Source organism: Bovifimicola ammoniilytica (assembly GCF_025567085.1).
GTDB classification, from domain to species: Bacteria; Bacillota; Clostridia; order Lachnospirales; family Lachnospiraceae; genus Bovifimicola; species Bovifimicola ammoniilytica.
In genome coordinates this window covers 154,133-175,027 of the sequence record NZ_JAOQJN010000004.1, presented here as the reverse complement: position 1 = coordinate 175,027, position 20,895 = coordinate 154,133, and the positions used below count along the sequence as shown (strand labels likewise).

Below are 20,895 nucleotides of genomic sequence, written 5' to 3'. Positions count from 1 at the left end.
TTATATTATCTGTTTTGACTGTGTCATTTGATTTAGTAACTTTTTCAGACATATTATTCATCTCCTTTCGTCTGCGAATAATATACTTCTTTATAAATCTCATTATTAGCAAGTAATTCCTCATGTGTTCCAAAGCCATCTATATGTCCGTCATCTAATACAATTATCTTATCAGATTCCTGGACACTTGATATTCTCTGTGCAATTATAAGCTTTGTTGTTCCCGGAATACTCTTTTTCATATTTGCTCTTATCTTCGCATCTGTTGCTGTATCAACAGCACTTGTAGAATCATCTAGAATAAGTATCTTAGGCTTTTTGAGTAATGCCCTGGCAATACATAATCTCTGTTTCTGTCCACCGGATACATTGCTTCCGCCCTGTTCTATATAAGTATCATATCCGTCAGGAAATTTTTCTATAAATTCATCTGCACACGCAAGTTTACACGCTGTAACTAACTCTTCATCAGTTGCATTTTTATTGCCCCATCTTAAATTCTCTTTGATTGTTCCACTGAACAACACATTTTTCTGAAGTACAACTGAAACCTCATTACGAAGTGTTTCAATATCATAATCCTTTACATTTATTCCTCCGACTTTAACTTCTCCATCCGTAACATCATATAATCTTGAAATAAGATTAACGAAACTTGATTTTGAACTTCCTGTTCCACCGATTATTCCGATTGTTTCACCTGATTTAATATGAACATCTATATCTGAAAGAACCATTTCCTCGCTTGTTGATTTATATTTAAAATTAACCTGATTAAAATCAATATCACCATTTTTTACTGAATAAACCGGATTATCATTATTAGTTAAATCACTCTTTTCATTTAATACTTCCGCAATTCTTTCCGCTGAAGCTCTTGCCATGGTAATCATTACAAATGCCATTGAAATCATCATAAGACTTATCATTATATTCATTATATAACTGAATAAGCTGACTAATTCACCTGTTGTAAGTTCATTTACGACTATCATTTTAGCGCCAAACCATGAAAGTGCAAGTATACAACCATACACAGTTACCATCATTACCGGATTATTAAGTGTAACTCTTGATTCTGCCTTTACAAATAATCTGTATACTTCTTCTATCGCCCTGTTGAATTTCTTATTTTCATAATCTTCTCTTACATATGCTTTTACAACTCTTATCGCATTTACATTTTCCTGAACACTTGCATTTACATTATCATATTTCTTAAATACTTTATCAAACACGCCAAATGCAGAATATATTATAAGTGCAAGGCATCCACCTAGAAATATAATTGCTACAATAAATATCATGCTTAACTTAAGACTGATTGATATAGACATTATTACAGCTATTATCAACATCATTGGTGCTCTCGCACACATTCTTATTATCATCTGATAAGCATTCTGCACATTAGTAACATCTGTAGTCATTCTTGTAACAAGTCCTGCCGTAGAATATTTATCAATATTTGAAAAAGAAAAATTCTGTATATTTTCATACATTCCTTTTCTTAAATTCTTTGCAAATCCTGTACTTGCCTCTGCTGCATATTTTCCATTCAATATACCAAATAGCAGCGAAAGCATCGCAAGTACCGCCATCAACGCACCTACTTTATATACGAGTGTGTCATTGCCCTTTCCTATTCCATCATCAATGATTTTTGCCATAAGTATAGGAATTAAAAGTTCCATTATAACTTCACAGGTAACAAATACAGGGGTCAGTATAGACGCTTTTTTATATTCTTTTATCTGTTTTCCTAATGTCCTAAGCATTACATCTGCCTCCTTTTTTCTTCATATCATTATTCAAATTGTCTTTCATCTTATTCACAACTCTGCAAAATATTTCTAAGTCCGCTTCATCAATTCCTTTCGTAATCGTCTTCTCAATCCTGCTTATATCATCCTCGACAAGTTTATTAATCTCCCTTGCCTTATCTGTAAGTACAAGCTTTTTAAGTCTGGCATCATAATCGACCTTCTCTCTGATAATAAGCCCGTTTTTCTCCATAAGATTAATTATACCTGTTGCTGTTGAACGTCTGATTTCAAACTTCTCCTCAATGTCACGCTGAAATATATCTTCATCATCATGGTCACTAATATAGCCTATCACAAAACCATGTACCCCTGTCAGATGTTCGACTTCTTCCTTAGTCTCTGACATCTCCACACGCCTTTTGATAAGGTTATTTAATGCCTTTATTTCAAATCCTATTTCATTGTTTCTCAAGACCAGACCTCCTCTTAGTTTTGAATTTGGTATTCTGTACCCTCAAATATGTTATCTAACCTTTAAAGCTTATTATACAATAAATTAAAGTACATAAAACAATGTTTATGTACTTTAATGATTTGTAATTGTTAGCTTCCTAACAATTCTAGCATAATATTTATACATGTCAATAGTTTTTTTTACATATTACAACTGCTTTTCTGTTCTCTTTCCATATCTTTAACATATCTGGCATTGAACTTCATTGTACATTCTCTTAATTCCATCTTTCCTTCTATATATGGTTCATACATTTCTATAATTCCTGATGCACAGCCATCACACAAAGCATCTATATTACCAAGTGATTCCATTACGATACGTTCACGTTGTTCACGGGTTGTATTTTTTATTAAATATTCTTCCATATAAAATCTCCATTCAAATTATTATCTTAACTCTTTATTGCCCAGCGAAGTTTTGTAGATTTAGACCTTGGATTCTCAAAGCACTCTCTGGCACTCGGGCGTATAACATCTTTTGAAATTTCTTTATATACACCATCTTTTAATCCCTGTTTAAATGCTTTCTTTACTAATCTATCCTCACCTGAATGGAAAGTCAGGATAGCAACTCTTGCACCTTTATTTAATACCGCAGGCAACTTCTCTAAAAAGTCATATAGAACTTCAAATTCACTATTTACATCTATTCGCAAAGCCTGAAATGTTCTCTGGCAAGATTTCTTAACTGCCTCTTTTTGTTCGCTTTCTGGTAAAAACCTGAGAGCATTTTTAACACATTCTGTTAAATCACTTGTAGTTTTTATCTCTTTTCCTTTTCTAAATGTATCAAATACTTCCTTTGCAATCTCATTTGCATATGGTTCATCCGAATTCTCTATAAGCATAGCGATAAATTCATCCTTTGATAATTTCCTTAAACGTTCTGCTGCCGATACGCCCTTTTGTGGGTTTAATCTTAAGTCTAATGGTCCATCAATCTTATACGAAAAACCTCTTTCAGGATTATCTATCTGCATAGATGAAACTCCTAAATCTGCTAATACAAAATCAAATTTCTTATCAGTACTTACCTCATCAACATTAGCAAAATTAATATTTTTAATGGTTAGAATATCTTCACCAAAACCCGCTTCTTCTAAACGTTTTTTAGTCTTTACAGATTCAATGGGGTCAACGTCAGTTGCAAACATATGACCCTCGCCTTTTAACTGTTCTAACATCTTGCGAGTGTGACCTCCGTAACCTAGCGTTGCATCATATCCTGTTTCACCAGGTTTAATCTGTAGAACCTCAAGAATCTCATTAACCATAATTGAGATATGCATTCCTGCAGGCGTCTTGCCTTTTTTCATTATTTTTTCAACATCATCTTTATACTTTTCAGGATTTAATTCTTTATATTTATCTTTATAATTTTTTGGATGAGTCCCTTTATATCTGACTCTTCTTTTGTGTACCTGTTCTTCTGCCATTATAATCTCCAATAATATTTTTATTCTGATTTACATCTGATTACACATCTTGCTGCCCCGCTGGATGTACAAGTGAAAAGCGTAAGATCCCAATCATCTGTATTTTGCTTATTTATTAAGTCCTCTATCTGAGTCGGTTCTAAGATTTCAACTCTTAAAACACTGTACTTATATACTGTTCCATTAAATGATGTAAAAAATATTTCTTCACCATTTTTAATACTTTTTAATTTACTAAAATGGCTTCTATAATTATGTCCACCAATTACTAAATCATCTGAATCATAAGAACCACTATATCTGCAAGGTGCTGTATCAAGCAATTCGTAACTGTAATCTGCAAGAATTGGAAGTTCTAAATTCTTCGATGGCACTGATAAGATTCCCAAGAAATTCATACCGTCAATATTCATTGTCTTTGAACTCTTCTCATTATCAGCATTGTTATTCCCTCCACTATGGTCTTTAATTATCTTTTCAAGCTTAGGGAGATATTTTTCCACTTTCTTCTTTGCATTATACTCACGGTAAAAATTATATAAAACTAATATAAATGCAGCCAAAATCAAAAAAACTCCAATTCCAATTAAAGCCTTTCCAATTTTATTTTTCATCCATATTTTCCTTTCTTTCACTCTTACCGCTCTGTAACATAATACCACTACCTATCATTAATGCACCAACCAAAACTAAAAGTACGACTGGCCATACCAATAAACCTGTCTGTGGAATTTTCTCCTCCAGTGTTGTCTCTGGTATCTTTTCTGTTGTCTCCACTGGTGTTTCTGTCTCTTCAGGAACTGTAGGTATTTCTACACTAGATACCTCAGTTTTTGGAGTTGCATCTACATCATAATAGATTTCTCCATCAATTTCTTCCGGTACAGTTACAACAAATGGACTAATCTTATAATAACTATCTGTATTAGTCTGCATTACAAAATACATACCAATTTCCAAATCTGTAAAAGTTATCTTTCCATCTGAATCAATTTCTTTTGTATAACCATTAATTTCATTATCTTCAATATATGTTTTTAAATCATTTACAAATGTATCATCTATATCACCATCTATGTTTAATCCGCATTTATCAAATTCGGAAGTATAGACATATTCTAAATCATTATCACCATTTTCCTTGATATCTGCGACCTTTATAAGAGTAAGTTCACCAGATACTTTCCTATCCCCTTTACTATTAAATTTCACATTAATACTACCCTTCATATCCGTATCTATATCAGAAGCTGTTACTGCAAATGCATTTATGTTCTTTACCATACTACCTGTAAATGCTACTAACAATATCAGTATAACTATCGATTTCAAATTATTTCTTTTTATTTTCATTATTCAATTCACCTTATTTCCATTATTGTATTGTTTTCTATATTCACTTAATTCATTTAACTATTACTTTCTTTAATCACTATTACTGTGTTTATAAATCATTTTCTTTAACTATCTTCTGTTTTCTTATCATTTGTTATGTTTAAATTATTTTCTTTAATTATCTTCAAAATTTCCTGTTTTCTTTTTTTATTTCTTCTAATATGTACTACCATACCAAGTAATAACAGAAGCGTAAGTGGTACTGCCATTAATACAGTAACTGTCTTAGTATCTATCTTATATGCATCTGCATATACATATATATTATCTTTATCATCTGAATCTGCTACTCTTACACCTCTGACTAAAAGTCTGTGCGTATTAATTCCATATGGTGTACACGTTAAAAGTGTACAATAATCTTTACCATCTTCAATCTGTAGATACTGTGTATCCCCCGGTGCTACTACCTTAATCTGGTCAATCTCATATACTAATGTCTTATCTAAAACACTAATAGTAAATATATCATGAACATTTAATCTATCAAGATGTGTAAACAAATCAGCACTTGGAAGTCCTCTATGTCCCGATAGCACACAATGAGTATTTTCGCCTCCCACAGGAAGACTTGAGCCCTCAAGATGTCCGACGGCAACCTGTAATACACCATCACTTGTTCCATGATAAATTGGAAGTTCCACATTTATTTTAGGAATGGAAATATATCCCATAATTTCTGTGCCGGATACATCTAAAATATCATTATATCCTTGTACCGCATCAGGATTACTATAATCAATCATTCCTTTTTCATATATTTCCTTATTATAGTCAACTGCTTCATTATACATGGCCTCTTTTTCTTCTTTATCCATGTTGTTTACAATATTGCTATATTCTCTTATTACTTTTTTCTGTTCTCTATTACTCAGAAAATTACTTACTGTTGGATATAAAACAAGTAGGAGGCCAATTAGAAATATTATCCCGAAGAATATTGTAGATAAATGTTTTTTCACCTTAGCCTCCTAGTTATTTGCTTTTATTTGTTTTTTATTATATTCTATTTAATTTTTTTTTAACAACCAATGCAATTGCTGCAACTGCCATAAGAACAGCACCACCGATATAGAACATCTTTGTGCCCATACCACCTGTAGTTGGAAGATTTGATTTTTTTGTATTAGGTACTTTAACTGTTACCTTACCATTAGTATAGTCTGTAGACTCAAGTGATGCAGGTGTATCAACTGTTGCTGTAATAGCTGTAATAGCAGCATCAGTTATTGTTGCATCAATTTTAATAGTAATATCCTTTGTAAGCTGCTGATATCCACCTGTTGGTGCTTTAATTTCCTTTAATTTATATTCATCTTTTGCATCTAAACCAATAATTTTTATCGCTTCAGTTGCTGATGATGTTAATACACATTCTGTTACGCCTTCATATGAAGCAACCCATTCTGTTACTTTATTATTTGCATCTAATTTTGCATATTTACCTGCTGAATTAATTAATACAAATTCTGCATCGGCAAGTTGAGTTTTTGTATTTGAATCATATTTATTTACATCAATTTCGTATGTAAATACTACTACCTTGTCCTCTGGTGTTTTATCTGTTGTATTTTTAGTACCATCTGCTTTAACATTTGGGTTGTTTGAATAAACTAAATCAACTTTGTTTGGATTACCAGGATTACCAATTACTGCTGCATCATTTAAAGAAGCCTTATATGTTACAATAATCTTATTGTCTTTTGTTAATCCTGTTGTTGCTGCATTATCTTTTAAATTTGTACATGTAATTGTTACTTTTCCTGTTACTGATGTATCAACTGTAAATGCACTTGTAATATCTGTTCCATCTTCACTATCAATTGTTACCTTTACACTTGTTGAATCAAAGTCCATTCCTGTAAATGTATCTTCAAATTCATATGTATAATACTCATAATTAGCATAATCTGTTGGCAGGGTACCTGTTAATTTGAATTCTACTTTCTGATTAAGCTCTGCATCTGCATCTTTTCCCCATATATCTGTAGAATCTTCTTTAACATGTTTCTCTACTGTAGGTACATCTGACTTTGGACTAATTGTGATTGTAGTTCCTGCTACTGCTACTAAATATAATGTATATGCTTCTGCTTTATTATTATTATCTAAAATACTATTCTCTTTATCTTTAATTAAATAGTAACCAGATGGTACAGTTGCAGTAAATTTATCATTTGTAATCGTAGCAGCAAGATTATCGGTTGTACCATCTAATTTTGACTCATCAACATATTTAAGAATCTCTTCTAACTTTGCTCTATCAGATGAAGCACTCGCTACGCCTGCTAAATTATTAAGTGTTTCAGATGGTACTGCATCACCTACTTTTTCACTGCCTGTTAACTTTGCTACAGTACCATATTTAGCATTTGAAAGCTTATTAGTTGAATCAACATCTCCTGTAAATATCTGATATACCTCATAAGTATGTCCATTTTTAGGTCCTTTAATAGTTACATCGGCGGCTGATGCAACTATTCCCATTGATAGAGTTGTTACAACGGCTAATCCCAATGTAACAATTTCCTTAATAATTCCTTTTTTCATTCTCATTGTAATCATTCCCTTTCTTACCTTTTATCAAATATATGTAGCATATACAGCCTGCTATCATAATTGCAAATCCTGCATACACTAGTTTTTCAGCGCCAAATCCACCTGTTTTCGGTAAATTATAACGCATTATATAATAGTTATTAACTGTTGCAGTACCCGAATTGCCATCAGCAGCATTTTCGTCTGCAACTACTACATCTCCCTGCTTATATTCATAATTATTAAGCTTGTATGTAGTATTATTTATTTCATAGTAATCATCTCCACTTTTAATACATTCTACAATCCTATACATTAACTTCACTCTGTCTACACTTAGATAATCATCATAAACATCAAGATTATCAATCTGCTTTTTATAGGATTCTGTACTCTGAAGAGTATAATTACCATTTTTAACATCTGACCAGGTTGTACCTTTATCCTTTGACACCTGTAATTTTACATATATATTATCAGGTCTTATCTGTCCGGCATCGTTATACCAATTCTTCTTTATTATAATTGATGTTGTAGGCTTCTTGGCATTTACAACCGTATATGCATCTTTGTTACCTGTATTAAGTGTCTCATCATATGTGATTACACCACTAAATGTATTGTTCGTAAATGTAATCTCTCCTGACCTTACTTCGTCACCATTGCTTTTTTCTACAAGTATCGTATTTTTAACGATTCCCGTATCATCTGAAGTTGACTCTGTAACAGTATATTCTGTTCCTACCGGTATCCCCGTAATTATCGGAATTCCAGCCACCGGACTGCCATCTAGCATATATGTAAATCCTGTATTAGTCTTTGTTGCAACGATTACAACTGTTACTTCTGCCTTTCCTGATTCCGTTGTCAATCCAATTCCACCAATATTACTGAATTTAATTGTAAATGTATATTTTCCTCCAACATTTAGTGGTGCAGAAGCAAGTTCCGCTTTCTCTATACTCAAACTGCCTGTTCGTACTTTATTGGTGTAATTTAAACTGATTGAAATATCACTATTATCACTATCAGGTGAATCATATGACCTGAACACTATTGTATTGGCATCACTAGGTTTTGCTTCTATACCATTTTTTGAATATTGACTTTCATTTGCACCGGTTTCAGTACCAAGCGTATTTAGAATCTTTTCGATTCTTCCATCGTCAATTCCTAACAATGTATTTAATCCATCAGAAATAACACTTTTAGTTATGTTGCCTCCATTTGATGGTAATACAAAACTCGAAGGTGTACTATAAGTATAACCTTCAGTAATATCTGTATTATTATTAACTACGGTTACATTTGTATCATATAATGCTTTCTGTGCGTCATTAAGGATTTCATTAATCTGTATGTAACTTCCCTTTCTAAACTGTTCATTAAATATAGCTTTTTTTCCTGTTGTCAGATTAAATGTTCCGTTTTCATCTACAGTTCCCATACCTGATGAGCTACTCGAAGTCTTTACAATATCTTCTATAGAATATTCAGCACCTGTAGCATTTTCGAGGTTGCCACTTTTTGCAGAGCCATAATCTTTAATTCCTTTCTGGCTTCCTGCATCAAGTAATGAAAAACTCTTAAATACAAAATTGTCAAAGAACGTATATGTCTGAATATCATTTTCAACACTAATAGTTTTTATCTTAGTTGTATCAAGCAAATTATAACCAGTTAATTTAGTAAGGTTCACTGATAAATTATACCATGTAGCTACTGCTGATATTGAACCACTACACACATCATCTGTTAAGTTTCCATATGCTTTATTTCCACTTGCATCTTCAACAACTATGTAAATCGAATCCTTTAGTTGTCCTGTCTTTCCGCCTTCTGTTGCCACACCAAATGTAAGGTAATTTCTTCCCGTAATATCTATGTTTCCACCAGTATCAGAACCTACGGATATGAGTCTTCGATTTCTTGTTGGATTATCAGATGCCGTTCCACTTGCTGTCCACTTAATTACATTGCTATGTGAATCATACGAGCTTATCTTTCCTGTAGTCTGATATTCTCCGACTCCCTGACTAATATTACTTCCAAATGTGATATTTCCTGTAAAATTCTTTGCAAATGTTACATCTGATAAGCTATTTTCTGTTGAAACATATGCACCATAATGTGTTGCCAAATTCTTAATATTATAATCAAATGATATTTTACTATTGAAATAATCTTTAAATATTGTATTTACATCAGTTGAATCAACCTGTTTTGATACCTCAAGAGTATCAACTACATTCATACTGAATGCAAGTGATAAGTTCGATTCCCACTGACCTCTTTCCATAAAATAGATAACCATTTCATGAGTCTTACCTGTATCATAATTTGTTGGATGTTCACCACTTATGACATTCGATGTACTGTAATAATAATTATCTGTTATAATTCTGTTTGCATTATTACCTGATGCAATATAATTTATTGTATATTGGCTTGCGGAAGATGAATCATATGTTGAATTATTTGAAGCTGCTGCTTTAGCTTTTGTAACATATGCACTATTAGTTCCAAAGTCTATAAGACCTGCAACATATCCATGGTCTCCACCGCAATCTAATACTAATTTTCCATCGATAAATACCCACACATCATCATCACCTGAGAATCTGAATTTAGATGAATAAAAGTTTCCATCTGTTCCCTGTACGGTACCATCGCTGTTAAGTTTAAAATTAATTGTAATTTTATTACCAAAACCGTAATTGTAATATGAGCTGTTATTATCTGCAACGCCATTATTCAATGGGAAGAAACCATATTTATTTCTATTTGAATTAGTCTCACACCCGCTCTCTAATGGTTTTCCTGTTGAATCGAGGTTTAAACTGTTATTATTAACCGTTCCTGCTGTTCCGTCTAACAGATATCTTCCCTCAACTTCACTATTCTTCTTAAGCTCTAACGAAGTTGAAGCACTATCAAACCACCAATAATTAACAGGCTCATCAAATATCTGCTTTCTTGTAAATGGAAAATCTACTTTTTCATAATACTTACCAACAACTGCATTTTTAGAGTTATTTCCACTAAGAAATTTTTCATCAAAATGTGGATCAATAATATCGTTAGTTGTACCCTCTAACATTGGATATCCGTTAATCAGATTACTTTTAACAATTCCAAGTGTTGCATAATCATAATATCCTGAAGAAACACTTCTATAATCTCCATTTTTATTCTCAATAGAGTTATTCAGAGAAAGGAAATTATGATTAGGTAAATTACTAACTTTATCTGAACCATATAAATTCAATGTATCATTAAGTCCTGCAAAGTAAGGAGTTCCAAAATCAAGGATGCTTGGCTGGAAATGTCCTGTGTATATTGGATATTTTACACTTGCATCCGAATATGCACTACTTAACGTCTGATTGAACTCTCTAAAAGGCATATATCTTCGATTGTTGTTAGCATCTGTATTAGCTAATGCGCCACTAGAATATGCATCTCTGTTGTTTCCATTTAATTCATAATCTGTATAATAGTCATACATTGATGAATTAACCCATAAGATACCACCATCTGTATTTTTTGTTCCGGTACCTATGTTAACTATCTCAGCATTCCTATCCTTTTCTGCATCTTTTGTCTGTGAAGTATTAGTATCTTCATTAAATGTTCCCCAATATCCACCTCTCAAACTATTATCATATAATACTGTATCACTTGTATCAGCTATGAAGCAGTTCTGAGTCACATCATCCGGACTGCTTATAATAGTATTCGCACTATTATTCCAATCGCTTGTTCCCACACTCATAAATTGGAATTTAGTATATGATGCATCTATCTTATCATTCGTTACATAAATAAGTTGTCCATCATATGAATCATATCCATCAACCACTTTCATTGTAACCGTAATTGTACCCAATGAATTTGTAGCTTTACATATTACATTTTTTCTAGAGTTATTATCTACACCATATGTAGGAATTACATTCTGGTAACAATATGCTGAATCTGTAGAGAAATATTTGAGTTGTGAATAAGTTGCATCAAAATAAATATATCTGCTTCCGGCTACATAATCACCGGCAGTTGCATCAACACTGCCACCACTAAGTTTAACAAGATTACCACTTAAATTATTCAGACTGAAGCTTATGCTTTTGCCATCATAAGTAAGTGTCAATTGTGCATTTTTAAGAATCTTATAGCTTTCTAATATCCTGAATACCAAAGCATCTTTATTAGGTGTTAACTTTGTAATATCATATTCTGTACCATTTACAGTAATCTTAGCATCTGTAATATCTCCAAAGGATGCACTATCTATATAAATAGTAGTATCTACATAATCAAAATACCATTTATCTGTTGTAAATGCGCCTCCATCCATAGCATATATAACATAATTACTTCCTGACACTAATGATATATCAGCAGTAGAATTATACTCACCTGCTAAATTTTTTCTTACAAATTTAATCTTTCTTCCATTATTAAAATCTGAAGGAAGAACAAATTCCCATAGTCCATTACTGCCTGCATTTATACAGTCCATATATACCTGATTACCCGAAGTATTATAATAATACATTCTTGCATAACATTCATTATCCGTAAACCAGGTCGTCCCCGACACATCTAGCCATATGGAATCTCCTGCCTGTGGAACACGATTCACTGCACTTAAATATTCTGCTTTTGCAGCACTTTGTATATGTTCCTCTGCTGAGGCATCATCAGTCATCGATATACCGATAATTTTCAATCTCCATGAAACACCAATTACTATAAGAATTGCAAGCATTGATATAAACATTGCAATTCTATGTTTATTCCTATTAATAGCTTTCTTTTTACTGATTTGTTCATTAATTATATTTCTCATATTATCACCACTAATATTAATTAACCTTTCCTAATTTTCTTAAAGGCCAAATTCGAATCATTACCTTACCGGCAATCTGATCTTTATCAACGCAGCCAATTATAGTATTTCTACTGTCTATTGAAACTGATCTGTTATCACCGAGTACGAAGTATTTATCTTCCGGTACCTGAAATGGATATGTAATGTTGCTTTCTCCTAATGCCTTCTCATTAACATATGGTTCATCAATTACTTTTCCATTTACTTTTACATTACCCTCATCGTCAATTTCCACAACATCTAAAGGGCCTGCAATAACTCTTTTCAATAACAACTTATTTTGCCAATAGAAACCACATATATCGCCTGTTTTGAATTTATTTGTTTTATACAATACAACTATATCGTCATCATCTAAGCTAGGCTCCATACTTTTTCCCGAAACCTGAAGTACAGGCAGCACCAACGTAGCTACAAGAGAGGCAATAGCTACAATAACTATTAAAATATAAATTATATTAAATATTATTCTAAATTGCTTCTTTCTATGTTCTATGCGTTCTTTTTCAGCATTCACTTCCTCTGGTGTGGGAATAGGTATTAAATTTTTATTCTTACGACTTTCCTCCATAGTCATCACCCGTCTATTTTTCGCTTCATGTATTCTCTTATCTCTTCCCTCGCCATACTCTTAACTGATTCTACATATTGATCAGCAGCAGCCTGGGCTGTTTCAAATACTTTATTCAGTTTCAGACTTGCCTCCGCAATTGAACCCGCATTATTTAAAATAATATTTTTCTCATTGAGCATTTGGGTTAATTTCTTATTCTTATTCGTAAGGACAGTGTTTTCCTTCTGAAGTTCTATAATTATATCTATCAGCTCTGCTCTTCCTAACCTTTTCAAATCTTTTTCTGCCATTGCATCACTCCAAAAATATATACACTATTTTTTTTTTTGCTATTATAATAAGGAAAATATTTTCTGTCAATTTTTTTAAAAAATTTTGGATGTTTTTTAAAAATTTTAGATGTTTTTTTAAAAATTTTTGGGTATTTTTTTGTAATTTCAGACGCACTCTGTGATATAATCAGCAACATAAATTCCGCTTGCTGACGCATGTGACAGCGAATGCGTTATTCCACTGCCATCTCCAATTACATAAAGTCCTTTGTGTTTAGTTTCTAAATTATTATTAAGTTCAACTTCCATATTATAAAATTTGACTTCAACACCATACAAAAGTGTATCATCATTTGCTGTGCCAGGTGCTACTTTATCCAGTGCATAAATCATTTCTATAATACCATCTAAGATACGTTTTGGAAGTACAAGGCTTAAATCTCCCGGTGTGGCTGCAAGTGTAGGACGAACCGTACTCTCTTTAATACGGTTTTCATTACTTCTTCTGCCTCTTACAAGGTCTCCAAATCTCTGGACAATAACTCCTCCACCAAGCATATTAGATAATTTTGCTATACTCTCGCCATATCCATTGCTATCTTTGAATGGCTCTGAAAAATGTTTTGCAACAAGCAGTGCAAAGTTTGTATTCTCCGTTCTCTTTGCCGGATCTTCAAAGCTATGTCCATTTACGGTAATAATGCCATTTGTATTCTCATTTACTACGATTCCGTATGGATTCATACAGAAAGTACGTACTTTATCCTCAAATTTCTGTGTACGATAGACAATTTTACTTTCGTATAATTCATCTGTAAGATGTGAGAAAATTACTGCCGGTAATTCTACACGAACACCTATATCTACACGATTAGATTTTGTAGGAATGTCTAAGTCTGAACAGACTGATTCCATCCATTTGCTTCCACTTCTGCCAACAGAAATTATACATTCACTACATTCTGCTTCTCCATTTTCATAGATAACCTTATATCCAGCCTCTAATTTCTCAATGCTATTAACAGGTGTATTAAAGTAGAAATCAACCTTTTCTTTTAAATCTGCCAAAAGATTCTCTAACACAATATAATTAATGTCAGTTCCAAGATGTCTTACAGATGCATCTAATAACTGTAATTTATTCTGCATGCAAATCTTCTTAAACTTTGTATCTGTTGTAGAATACATACGTGTTTTAGCACCACCATAAGCACAGTTGATTTCATCAACATATTTCATTAAAGCAATTGCCTTTTCTTTACCAATATATTCGTATAATGTTCCACCAAAATCATTTGTAATATTATATTTTCCATCTGAAAATGCGCCTGCTCCACCAAAACCACTCATAATGGCACAAGATTTACACTTAATACACGACTTAACTTTATCTCCGTCAATTGGACATTTACGCTTCTCTAATGAATAACCTTTTTCAAACACTGCGACTTTAAGCTCTGGTTTCTTTTTCATTAATTCATATGCCGAAAAAATTCCACCCGGACCTGCACCAACAATAATTACATCATATTTCATCTTTGTATCCTCCATTTCACTAGTTCTGTTAAATATAATACCATATAATTTCTGCTTGTACTATAAAAATTGCTAATATACAACTCATAATTAAACTTAAGTATCTACACCAGAATAAAGAATGTCAATCGCGACATTCTCCGCCTGCGGCGGGTTGCTATAGCAACATTTTCTGCTCCGCCGCAGTGCGATCCTCTCAGAGCATTTTTTACTTACCATGACAATTTCAGCGAAATTTCCCGGCAAAACAAAAAAGCCACCAAATACACAGTTTCCCATATATTTAGCGGCTTTAAATATTCTAAGCTAAGCTAGCAGATTAGTTTCCCATCTGTTTAGCAACTTCTGCTGCGAAGTCTTCCTGCTTCTTTTCGATACCTTCACCTGTTTCGTAACGAACAAAGCTCTTGATAGAGAAATCAGAACCTAAGTTCTTAGCAACCTGAGCTACATACTGAGCTACAGACTGTTTTCCATCTTCTGCTTTAACATATGTCTGGTCAAGAAGGCAGATTTCTTTAAGCTGTTTAGAAACACGTCCTTCAACAAGACCATTGAAGATTTTGTTTTCAGCGATTTCAGCCTTGTCAGCTAAAGCAATCTCAGCTAACTGAGCTTTTGCTTCATTAGAAAGGAAGTTTGGTAAGTAATTCATATTGCTCTTCTTCTCTTCGTAGATAGCAATATCTTCATCACTCCATACTTTATCAGCAACTGCTTTTTCAATTAATTTTGTTAAAATTGGTTTTGGAAGTGTAAATGTATCATTTAATGCACTTTCTACTGTGATTTCTCTTAATTTAGCGATTTCATCTGCTGAAATATCATTTCTACTTGTATATTTTGGATTAAGAGCTGCAATCTGCATAGCGATGTTCTTAAGAGCTTCTTTAGCTTCATCACTTGTATTTGATGTTGCTGCTTCTACTAAAACACCAATTTTTCCGCCTGCATGGATATATGGAACGATTATTCCTTCTGATTCTATTTTTACAAATCTTCTTATTGTTAAGTTCTCACCAATAACAGCAATCTGGCTTACTAATTCATCTTTAACTGTCTTAGATGTATCTAATAACCATTTTTCTGCCATAAATGTATCGATATCTTTAGCTGATGTAGCTAATACCTGATTCGCAACATTAGCAACAAATGTCTTGAATTTATCATTCTTTGCAACAAAGTCTGTCTCTGAGTTAACTTCAACGATTGCTGCTGTCTTATCATCTTTAACTACTGCTAATACAGTTCCTTCTGCTGCAATTCTTCCAGCTTTCTTAACTGCTGTAGCTTCACCTTTTTTTCTTAATAATTCTATAGCGCCATCGAAATCACCGTCTGTCTCAACTAAAGCATTCTTACATGCCATAACACCAGCGCCAGTCATTTCTCTAAGCTGTTTTACCATTTTAGCTGTAATTTCCATTACGTAAATCCTCCTGAACCGATATTTTCTATTTTTGTTCAAAGTCGAACAGGTAAAGCCTGTCCGACTCCAAGATATTCTTATTATTTCAAATATTTATAAATCTAAACTATTAAATTAACAATTATGCTTCTGTATTCTCTTCTGCTTCATCAGCAACTGCTTCTGTTTCAACAGCTTCAGCACCCTGATTAGCTTCGATAACTGCATCAGCCATCTTAGATACAATTAATTTAACGGCTCTGATTGCATCATCATTACCTGGAATAACGTAATCAAGTTCTTCTGGATCACAGTTTGTATCTGCAATACCGATAAGTGGAATACCAAGTGTATGAGCTTCCTGTACGCAGATTCTTTCTTTCTTAGGGTCAACAATGAAGATTGCATCTGGAAGATTCTTCATGTCTTTGATACCACCAAGATTCTTCTCAAGTTTCTCCCATTCTTTCTTGATTTCAATAACTTCTTTCTTAGGAAGAACATCAAATGTTCCATCTTCAGACATTTTTTCAATTTCTTTTAATCTCTTAATTCTGCTCTGGATTGTCTTGAAGTTAGTAAGCATACCGCCTAACCATCTTTCATTAACATAGAACATTCCGCATCTTTCAGCTTCTGTCTTAATAGCATCCTGTGCCTGTTTCTTTGTTCCTACGAAAAGGATTGTACCACCATCTGCTGCGATATCAGAGATTGCTTTATAAGCTTCATCTACTTTACCTACAGATTTCTGTAAGTCGATGATATAGATACCATTTCTCTCTGTGTAAATGTATGGAGCCATCTTAGGGTTCCATCTTCTTGTCTGGTGTCCGAAATGTACACCTGCTTCAAGTAACTGTTTCATTGAAATAACGCTCATTTTTCTACCTCCATTGGTTAATAATCTTTCATATACATCACCTTTCTGTATCACCCCGAGCATGGGCACCAATACAGAAATCAGCATATGTGCTATTTGTGTCTATAACACAGCCTTATAAGTTTATCACAATTTTTTTTTGATTTCAAGTATTTTTACTACTTTTTCTCATATTTTTCTCACATTTTCAAACGTTCTTGTATTTTACTTATCTAATTCAATCCCTATCTTGTAATTGCAGTCACAATCTCACTATATGATGCACCTTTTCTTATCTCATATGTACCAACTCTAAGTCTGCTTTCATATCCGTTATTGTACATATACATATTGAAATCATAACCACTTTCGACTACACCATATTCTTCTAATAACCTTGCTACTTCATTAGATGTCATACCTGATTCTATAACTAATGTAACTGTATCACCTGAATCATTCATATTACCATCTGTTGTATCCTGTGGCATATTCTCTCCACCGGCAACGCCTTCTGTCGTTACATCAGTTGATTCTATCTTAGTTGTTGTCTCATTCTGTGCAGTTGTCTCTATATTAGTGGTTGTTTCATTCTGAGTTGTTTCTGTCTTGTTCTGTTCGTCTTTTGTTTCACTACCTTTGTTATTTTCATCTGTAGCCTTATTATCTTTCGACTCTGTTTTAATAACATTTCCTGAAGAACTTGTATGTATTTTCTGATTTGATGCAAGATTATTATGGATTGCCATACCTATCATACAAATAATTGTTGCAAACAGTACGCCTGTTCCAAACCCTCGCAGATAATATTTAAACTTCATTTTCCTATTCAACCTTTTTAACTTTTTCCTTTATTATTTTTAAATTTTATATATAAAATCTTTAATTACTTTTTTATTTACTTAATAATTTTATATTTTCATTATTTATCTTCTGTTCTATCTTTTCTTATTCCTATATAAATCAATTACTAATCTGACTTCACCAATTCCAAGGTTTAATTTTTTAGCAATATCAATATTTGACATACCTTTTGAATACAATTCAAGAATCTTATTATTGTTGTTTTTCTTCACATCTTTATGTGCAATTGCAACACCTTTATTCTTCTTACCTGTATTCAAATTAAAATTTTTTTCTGTTTTATCTCTATTGTCTTTTGCTGTAGAAATTGTTAGATTTGAATTATTATTATCTTTAACACTCACATTATTAATTTCCATAGTTTCTTCAGCTTTTTTTCCCTGTAGAGTCAATAATTCATCTTTCATATCTGAAACATCTGAAATTGTTTCCCTACTCACTCTTGTATTTTTTATATTATTATTTATCTGATTATTTGCAAATGTCTCTGATTTATCAGCTTTATCTGCTTTCTCATTCTCAGTTATGACATTTATACTTCTCTTTATATTTTCTACGTCATTAACAGCATTTTTAACTTCTTTTTCCTTTTCATTAAGCATACTGTATAGAAACATTACCTCATCATGGTTTTTATCAATTTCCTTTAAGACATTATCTGAATAATCGCCGACAGCCATTATCTTTTCATTCGATAATTTATCCATCTTTGCTTCTGTTTCTTCAATTCTGTCATCTAATATGTGATCAACAGCTTTACTGACTTGCTCTTCTAGCATTGCTTCCGTTACACCACTGTTATTCTCATTAGTATTATCATTTTTCTCTAATGTTTTTTCAAAAACAAAGCTGCCGATTATCGCAGTAACTCCTATGATTATGAGAAAAATTTCCATTCCTGCCATTTTAACACCTCTTCTGCTTCCTGACACTTTGATATTTCATTTGATTTAGTTTTGCATGATTTGATTTCAGTTCACTTCATTTCTCAGATTATATGATTTATCAAATACTTTATAACACATTTTTTATACAATGTTGCTCAGACTGTAATATCAAATGAACCAGACTGTTTTCTTACAACAGTACCATCTTCATCTTCTTTTTTCTTTTTATTATACTGTCTTCTATAATATGTTCCATTGCCCTCTTCTTTAGCATCGAATTTATTCTCTTTTGCATCAGCATTATCTTTTTTATTCACATTCTCATGTTTTATTATTGACTTCTGTTGTTGCTGATTTTGCACATTCATATGCTCATACTGGGGTTTAATATCCTCATTTTGCTTTATTATCGAAATATCCTGTGCTCTTTGTACAACACCATTAAATTCTAATGGACCAATCATTTCCTTATCCTTTCCTATAATGGTTGCATTTTAACTTCGCCATTTATTTTTCTGAACTCGCAATAACTTATTTCATTAGTGACATTATAATATTCACCGGCTACTATCAATTGTGTGCCTGGATATATATAATTTTGAACTTTAATACATGCCTGACTATTATTATCATTCTGTTCTTCAAGTCCTGCTAACTGTTCCTGTAATGAATTAAATTCACTTTGAAGAGTCTGCATATTAACTAATGATGTCTTTAGTTCTATCTTCTGTTCATCTTTAATCATACCTGATTTAAGGCGTTTATTAAGCACCTCAGCCCTTTGGGCATTTAACTTATATTCATTATTCTTATCTATCAGCTGTTTCTTTATATTAGCTATTTTATCTTGTAATTCAGGGTCATAACCTACTTCGACAACTGTTGAGATTTCCATCCCTGAACCGATCGTCTTAGCCTCAACTGTAGTTAATGTTCTTATATGTCCTCCTATTATGTGTCCTCTTTGTCCATTTACTCTTATATCGCCTTTTGCCGATACCTGACACTGGATTATTGCTGCTGCTTCTATATATCCACCTGAATATACACTTGCACTTTCAATGAATTTAGTAACTATATTTCCCTTTGCAATAATCTTTCCTTTTGCCATTCCCTGCATACCATGGTGTAATATTACCTGACCTCCGGAAATAAGTTCAGCACCTTCTACTGAACCATTTACTTCGATATCTCCTGTTGCCTTGACCTTAAAGCCCGTTCGCACATTGCCGTGTATTATTACATTTCCTTCATAATCGATATCTCCTGTGGAGTTATCAACATCACCCGGCACATCATAGCAATCCGATACGAATACCCTGTCGCCTTCTAAAATAGCATGACCATTTACTTCTGAAATAATACTCAATCCATCATCTGATAATTTGATGTTTTTACCGTATTTTAACTTAACATCTTTAACAGGTTTTGGATTAATATATGCTCCCATGATGTCTATTCCACTTTCGCCCTTGTCAGCCATATGTAGTATAGCTAATTTATCTCCAATTTTTATGTGGCTTATATTATTAAGCTGATGGAAATCAACTGAGCCATCGTCATTATGTTTAGGACGTATTCTTCTGTCTGTATTAAATAAATATTCTATACTGGCATTCGTACCTTCTCTAACCATCTTACCTCTGGCTACAATAAAATCTGTACAATATATAGGTGTTTTGCTTATAACTTGAAATACTCTTTCGTCAATTCCGTATTTAATACCAAGCGCTTTCAAATCACCTTTCATCTCATCTATATCCATTCTCTTACCATCATTACTTGGAGGATAAAATCTGACTTTTGCTTCCATTCTGTCATTAGAAATAGTAATCTTCATATATTCATTAATCGGATAACCCACATAATTAGAGATAAATATAACTTTTTCTTCTGTCAAATTATTTATCTCCTTATTTAGCTCTACTAACTGATAATCATCTATTT

Annotated in this window: 18 protein-coding genes; all 18 read right to left on the bottom strand. The window is 32.7% G+C overall.

The genetic code is table 11. The annotated features are described in order from the left end of the window. Positions 1–53: 53 nt before the first annotated feature. Positions 54–1,778 carry an ABC transporter ATP-binding protein gene (locus tag OCV48_RS06520; RefSeq protein WP_021982808.1) on the bottom strand — a complete coding sequence of 575 codons (1,725 nt, stop codon included), beginning with the start codon at positions 1,776–1,778 and terminating at the stop codon, positions 54–56. Then, a complete protein-coding gene (locus OCV48_RS06515) occupies positions 1,771–2,238 on the bottom strand; it encodes a MarR family winged helix-turn-helix transcriptional regulator (protein ID WP_147591443.1) in 468 nt (155 codons plus the stop codon). Before OCV48_RS06515 ends, OCV48_RS06520 begins: the two co-directional genes overlap by 8 nt. A gap of 182 nt (positions 2,239–2,420) precedes the next feature. Continuing rightward, complete coding sequence (locus tag OCV48_RS06510; protein WP_021982806.1) at positions 2,421–2,648, bottom strand: hypothetical protein; 228 nt, start codon at positions 2,646–2,648, stop codon at positions 2,421–2,423. 26 nt (positions 2,649–2,674) lie between these two features. Continuing rightward, on the bottom strand, positions 2,675–3,718 hold the full coding sequence (rsmH, locus tag OCV48_RS06505) for a 16S rRNA (cytosine(1402)-N(4))-methyltransferase RsmH (RefSeq protein ID WP_147591442.1): 1,044 nt from the start codon (positions 3,716–3,718) through the stop codon (positions 2,675–2,677). A gap of 20 nt (positions 3,719–3,738) precedes the next feature. Beyond that, positions 3,739–4,332: a sortase gene (locus OCV48_RS06500; RefSeq protein ID WP_147591441.1), complete on the bottom strand. Its 594-nt coding sequence runs from the start codon at positions 4,330–4,332 to the stop codon at positions 3,739–3,741. Continuing rightward, positions 4,322–5,071, bottom strand: coding sequence for a SpaA isopeptide-forming pilin-related protein (locus OCV48_RS06495; RefSeq protein WP_147591440.1), 750 nt, complete (start codon positions 5,069–5,071; stop codon positions 4,322–4,324). The genes OCV48_RS06500 and OCV48_RS06495 overlap by 11 nt, the downstream gene beginning before the upstream one ends. 107 nt (positions 5,072–5,178) lie before the next feature. Continuing rightward, positions 5,179–6,075, bottom strand: coding sequence for a class C sortase (locus tag OCV48_RS06490; RefSeq protein ID WP_147591439.1), 897 nt, complete (start codon positions 6,073–6,075; stop codon positions 5,179–5,181). Between the two features lie 37 nt (positions 6,076–6,112). Next, positions 6,113–7,678, bottom strand: coding sequence for an isopeptide-forming domain-containing fimbrial protein (locus OCV48_RS06485; protein WP_147591438.1), 1,566 nt, complete (start codon positions 7,676–7,678; stop codon positions 6,113–6,115). Beyond that, a complete protein-coding gene (locus OCV48_RS06480) occupies positions 7,644–12,503 on the bottom strand; it encodes a PA14 domain-containing protein (protein ID WP_147591437.1) in 4,860 nt (1,619 codons plus the stop codon). The genes OCV48_RS06485 and OCV48_RS06480 overlap by 35 nt, the downstream gene beginning before the upstream one ends. Positions 12,504–12,519: 16 nt before the next feature. Then, entirely contained in the window at positions 12,520–13,116 is a 597-nt protein-coding gene (gene lepB / locus OCV48_RS06475; protein ID WP_147591436.1) for a signal peptidase I, read from the bottom strand. A 5-nt stretch (positions 13,117–13,121) separates the two neighbouring features. Continuing rightward, on the bottom strand, positions 13,122–13,409 hold the full coding sequence (locus tag OCV48_RS06470; RefSeq protein WP_021982798.1) for a hypothetical protein: 288 nt from the start codon (positions 13,407–13,409) through the stop codon (positions 13,122–13,124). A 147-nt stretch (positions 13,410–13,556) separates the two neighbouring features. After that, complete coding sequence (locus OCV48_RS06465; RefSeq protein ID WP_021982797.1) at positions 13,557–14,927, bottom strand: NAD(P)/FAD-dependent oxidoreductase; 1,371 nt, start codon at positions 14,925–14,927, stop codon at positions 13,557–13,559. Between the two features lie 319 nt (positions 14,928–15,246). Beyond that, positions 15,247–16,353, bottom strand: coding sequence for a translation elongation factor Ts (tsf, locus tag OCV48_RS06460; RefSeq protein WP_021982796.1), 1,107 nt, complete (start codon positions 16,351–16,353; stop codon positions 15,247–15,249). A 124-nt stretch (positions 16,354–16,477) separates the two neighbouring features. Further along, positions 16,478–17,218, bottom strand: a complete 741-nt coding sequence (gene rpsB, locus OCV48_RS06455) for a 30S ribosomal protein S2 (RefSeq protein WP_021982795.1) — start codon at positions 17,216–17,218, stop codon at positions 16,478–16,480. Positions 17,219–17,442: 224 nt separating this feature from the next. Next, positions 17,443–18,018: an MltG/YceG/YrrL family protein gene (locus OCV48_RS06450; protein ID WP_021982794.1), complete on the bottom strand. Its 576-nt coding sequence runs from the start codon at positions 18,016–18,018 to the stop codon at positions 17,443–17,445. Positions 18,019–18,135: 117 nt separating this feature from the next. Beyond that, the gene (locus OCV48_RS06445) at positions 18,136–18,966 is read right to left on the bottom strand and encodes a DUF6115 domain-containing protein (protein ID WP_147591434.1); all 831 of its coding nucleotides are present in this window, start codon (positions 18,964–18,966) and stop codon (positions 18,136–18,138) included. A gap of 137 nt (positions 18,967–19,103) precedes the next feature. Beyond that, positions 19,104–19,412, bottom strand: a complete 309-nt coding sequence (locus OCV48_RS06440; RefSeq protein ID WP_021983623.1) for a hypothetical protein — start codon at positions 19,410–19,412, stop codon at positions 19,104–19,106. Positions 19,413–19,426: 14 nt separating this feature from the next. Continuing rightward, positions 19,427–20,895, bottom strand: a 1,469-nt coding sequence (locus OCV48_RS06435; RefSeq protein WP_262559272.1) for a FapA family protein, incomplete at its 5' end; no start/stop codon positions are given.

Excerpts from the sequence above, each read along its gene's own strand:
- OCV48_RS06520 (WP_021982808.1), bottom strand. The coding sequence starts at position 1,778 with ATGCTTAGGACATTAGGAAAACAGATAAAAGAATATAAAAAAGCGTCT.
- OCV48_RS06510 (WP_021982806.1), bottom strand. The coding sequence starts at position 2,648 with ATGGAAGAATATTTAATAAAAAATACAACCCGTGAACAACGTGAACGT.
- rsmH (WP_147591442.1), bottom strand. The coding sequence starts at position 3,718 with ATGGCAGAAGAACAGGTACACAAAAGAAGAGTCAGATATAAAGGGACT.
- OCV48_RS06500 (WP_147591441.1), bottom strand. The coding sequence starts at position 4,332 with ATGAAAAATAAAATTGGAAAGGCTTTAATTGGAATTGGAGTTTTTTTG.
- OCV48_RS06495 (WP_147591440.1), bottom strand. The coding sequence starts at position 5,071 with ATGAAAATAAAAAGAAATAATTTGAAATCGATAGTTATACTGATATTG.
- OCV48_RS06485 (WP_147591438.1), bottom strand. The coding sequence starts at position 7,678 with ATGATTACAATGAGAATGAAAAAAGGAATTATTAAGGAAATTGTTACA.
- OCV48_RS06480 (WP_147591437.1), bottom strand. The coding sequence starts at position 12,503 with ATGAGAAATATAATTAATGAACAAATCAGTAAAAAGAAAGCTATTAAT.
- lepB (WP_147591436.1), bottom strand. The coding sequence starts at position 13,116 with ATGGAGGAAAGTCGTAAGAATAAAAATTTAATACCTATTCCCACACCA.
- OCV48_RS06470 (WP_021982798.1), bottom strand. The coding sequence starts at position 13,409 with ATGGCAGAAAAAGATTTGAAAAGGTTAGGAAGAGCAGAGCTGATAGAT.
- OCV48_RS06465 (WP_021982797.1), bottom strand. The coding sequence starts at position 14,927 with ATGAAATATGATGTAATTATTGTTGGTGCAGGTCCGGGTGGAATTTTT.
- tsf (WP_021982796.1), bottom strand. The coding sequence starts at position 16,353 with ATGGAAATTACAGCTAAAATGGTAAAACAGCTTAGAGAAATGACTGGC.
- rpsB (WP_021982795.1), bottom strand. The coding sequence starts at position 17,218 with ATGAGCGTTATTTCAATGAAACAGTTACTTGAAGCAGGTGTACATTTC.
- OCV48_RS06450 (WP_021982794.1), bottom strand. The coding sequence starts at position 18,018 with ATGAAGTTTAAATATTATCTGCGAGGGTTTGGAACAGGCGTACTGTTT.
- OCV48_RS06445 (WP_147591434.1), bottom strand. The coding sequence starts at position 18,966 with ATGGCAGGAATGGAAATTTTTCTCATAATCATAGGAGTTACTGCGATA.
- OCV48_RS06440 (WP_021983623.1), bottom strand. The coding sequence starts at position 19,412 with ATGATTGGTCCATTAGAATTTAATGGTGTTGTACAAAGAGCACAGGAT.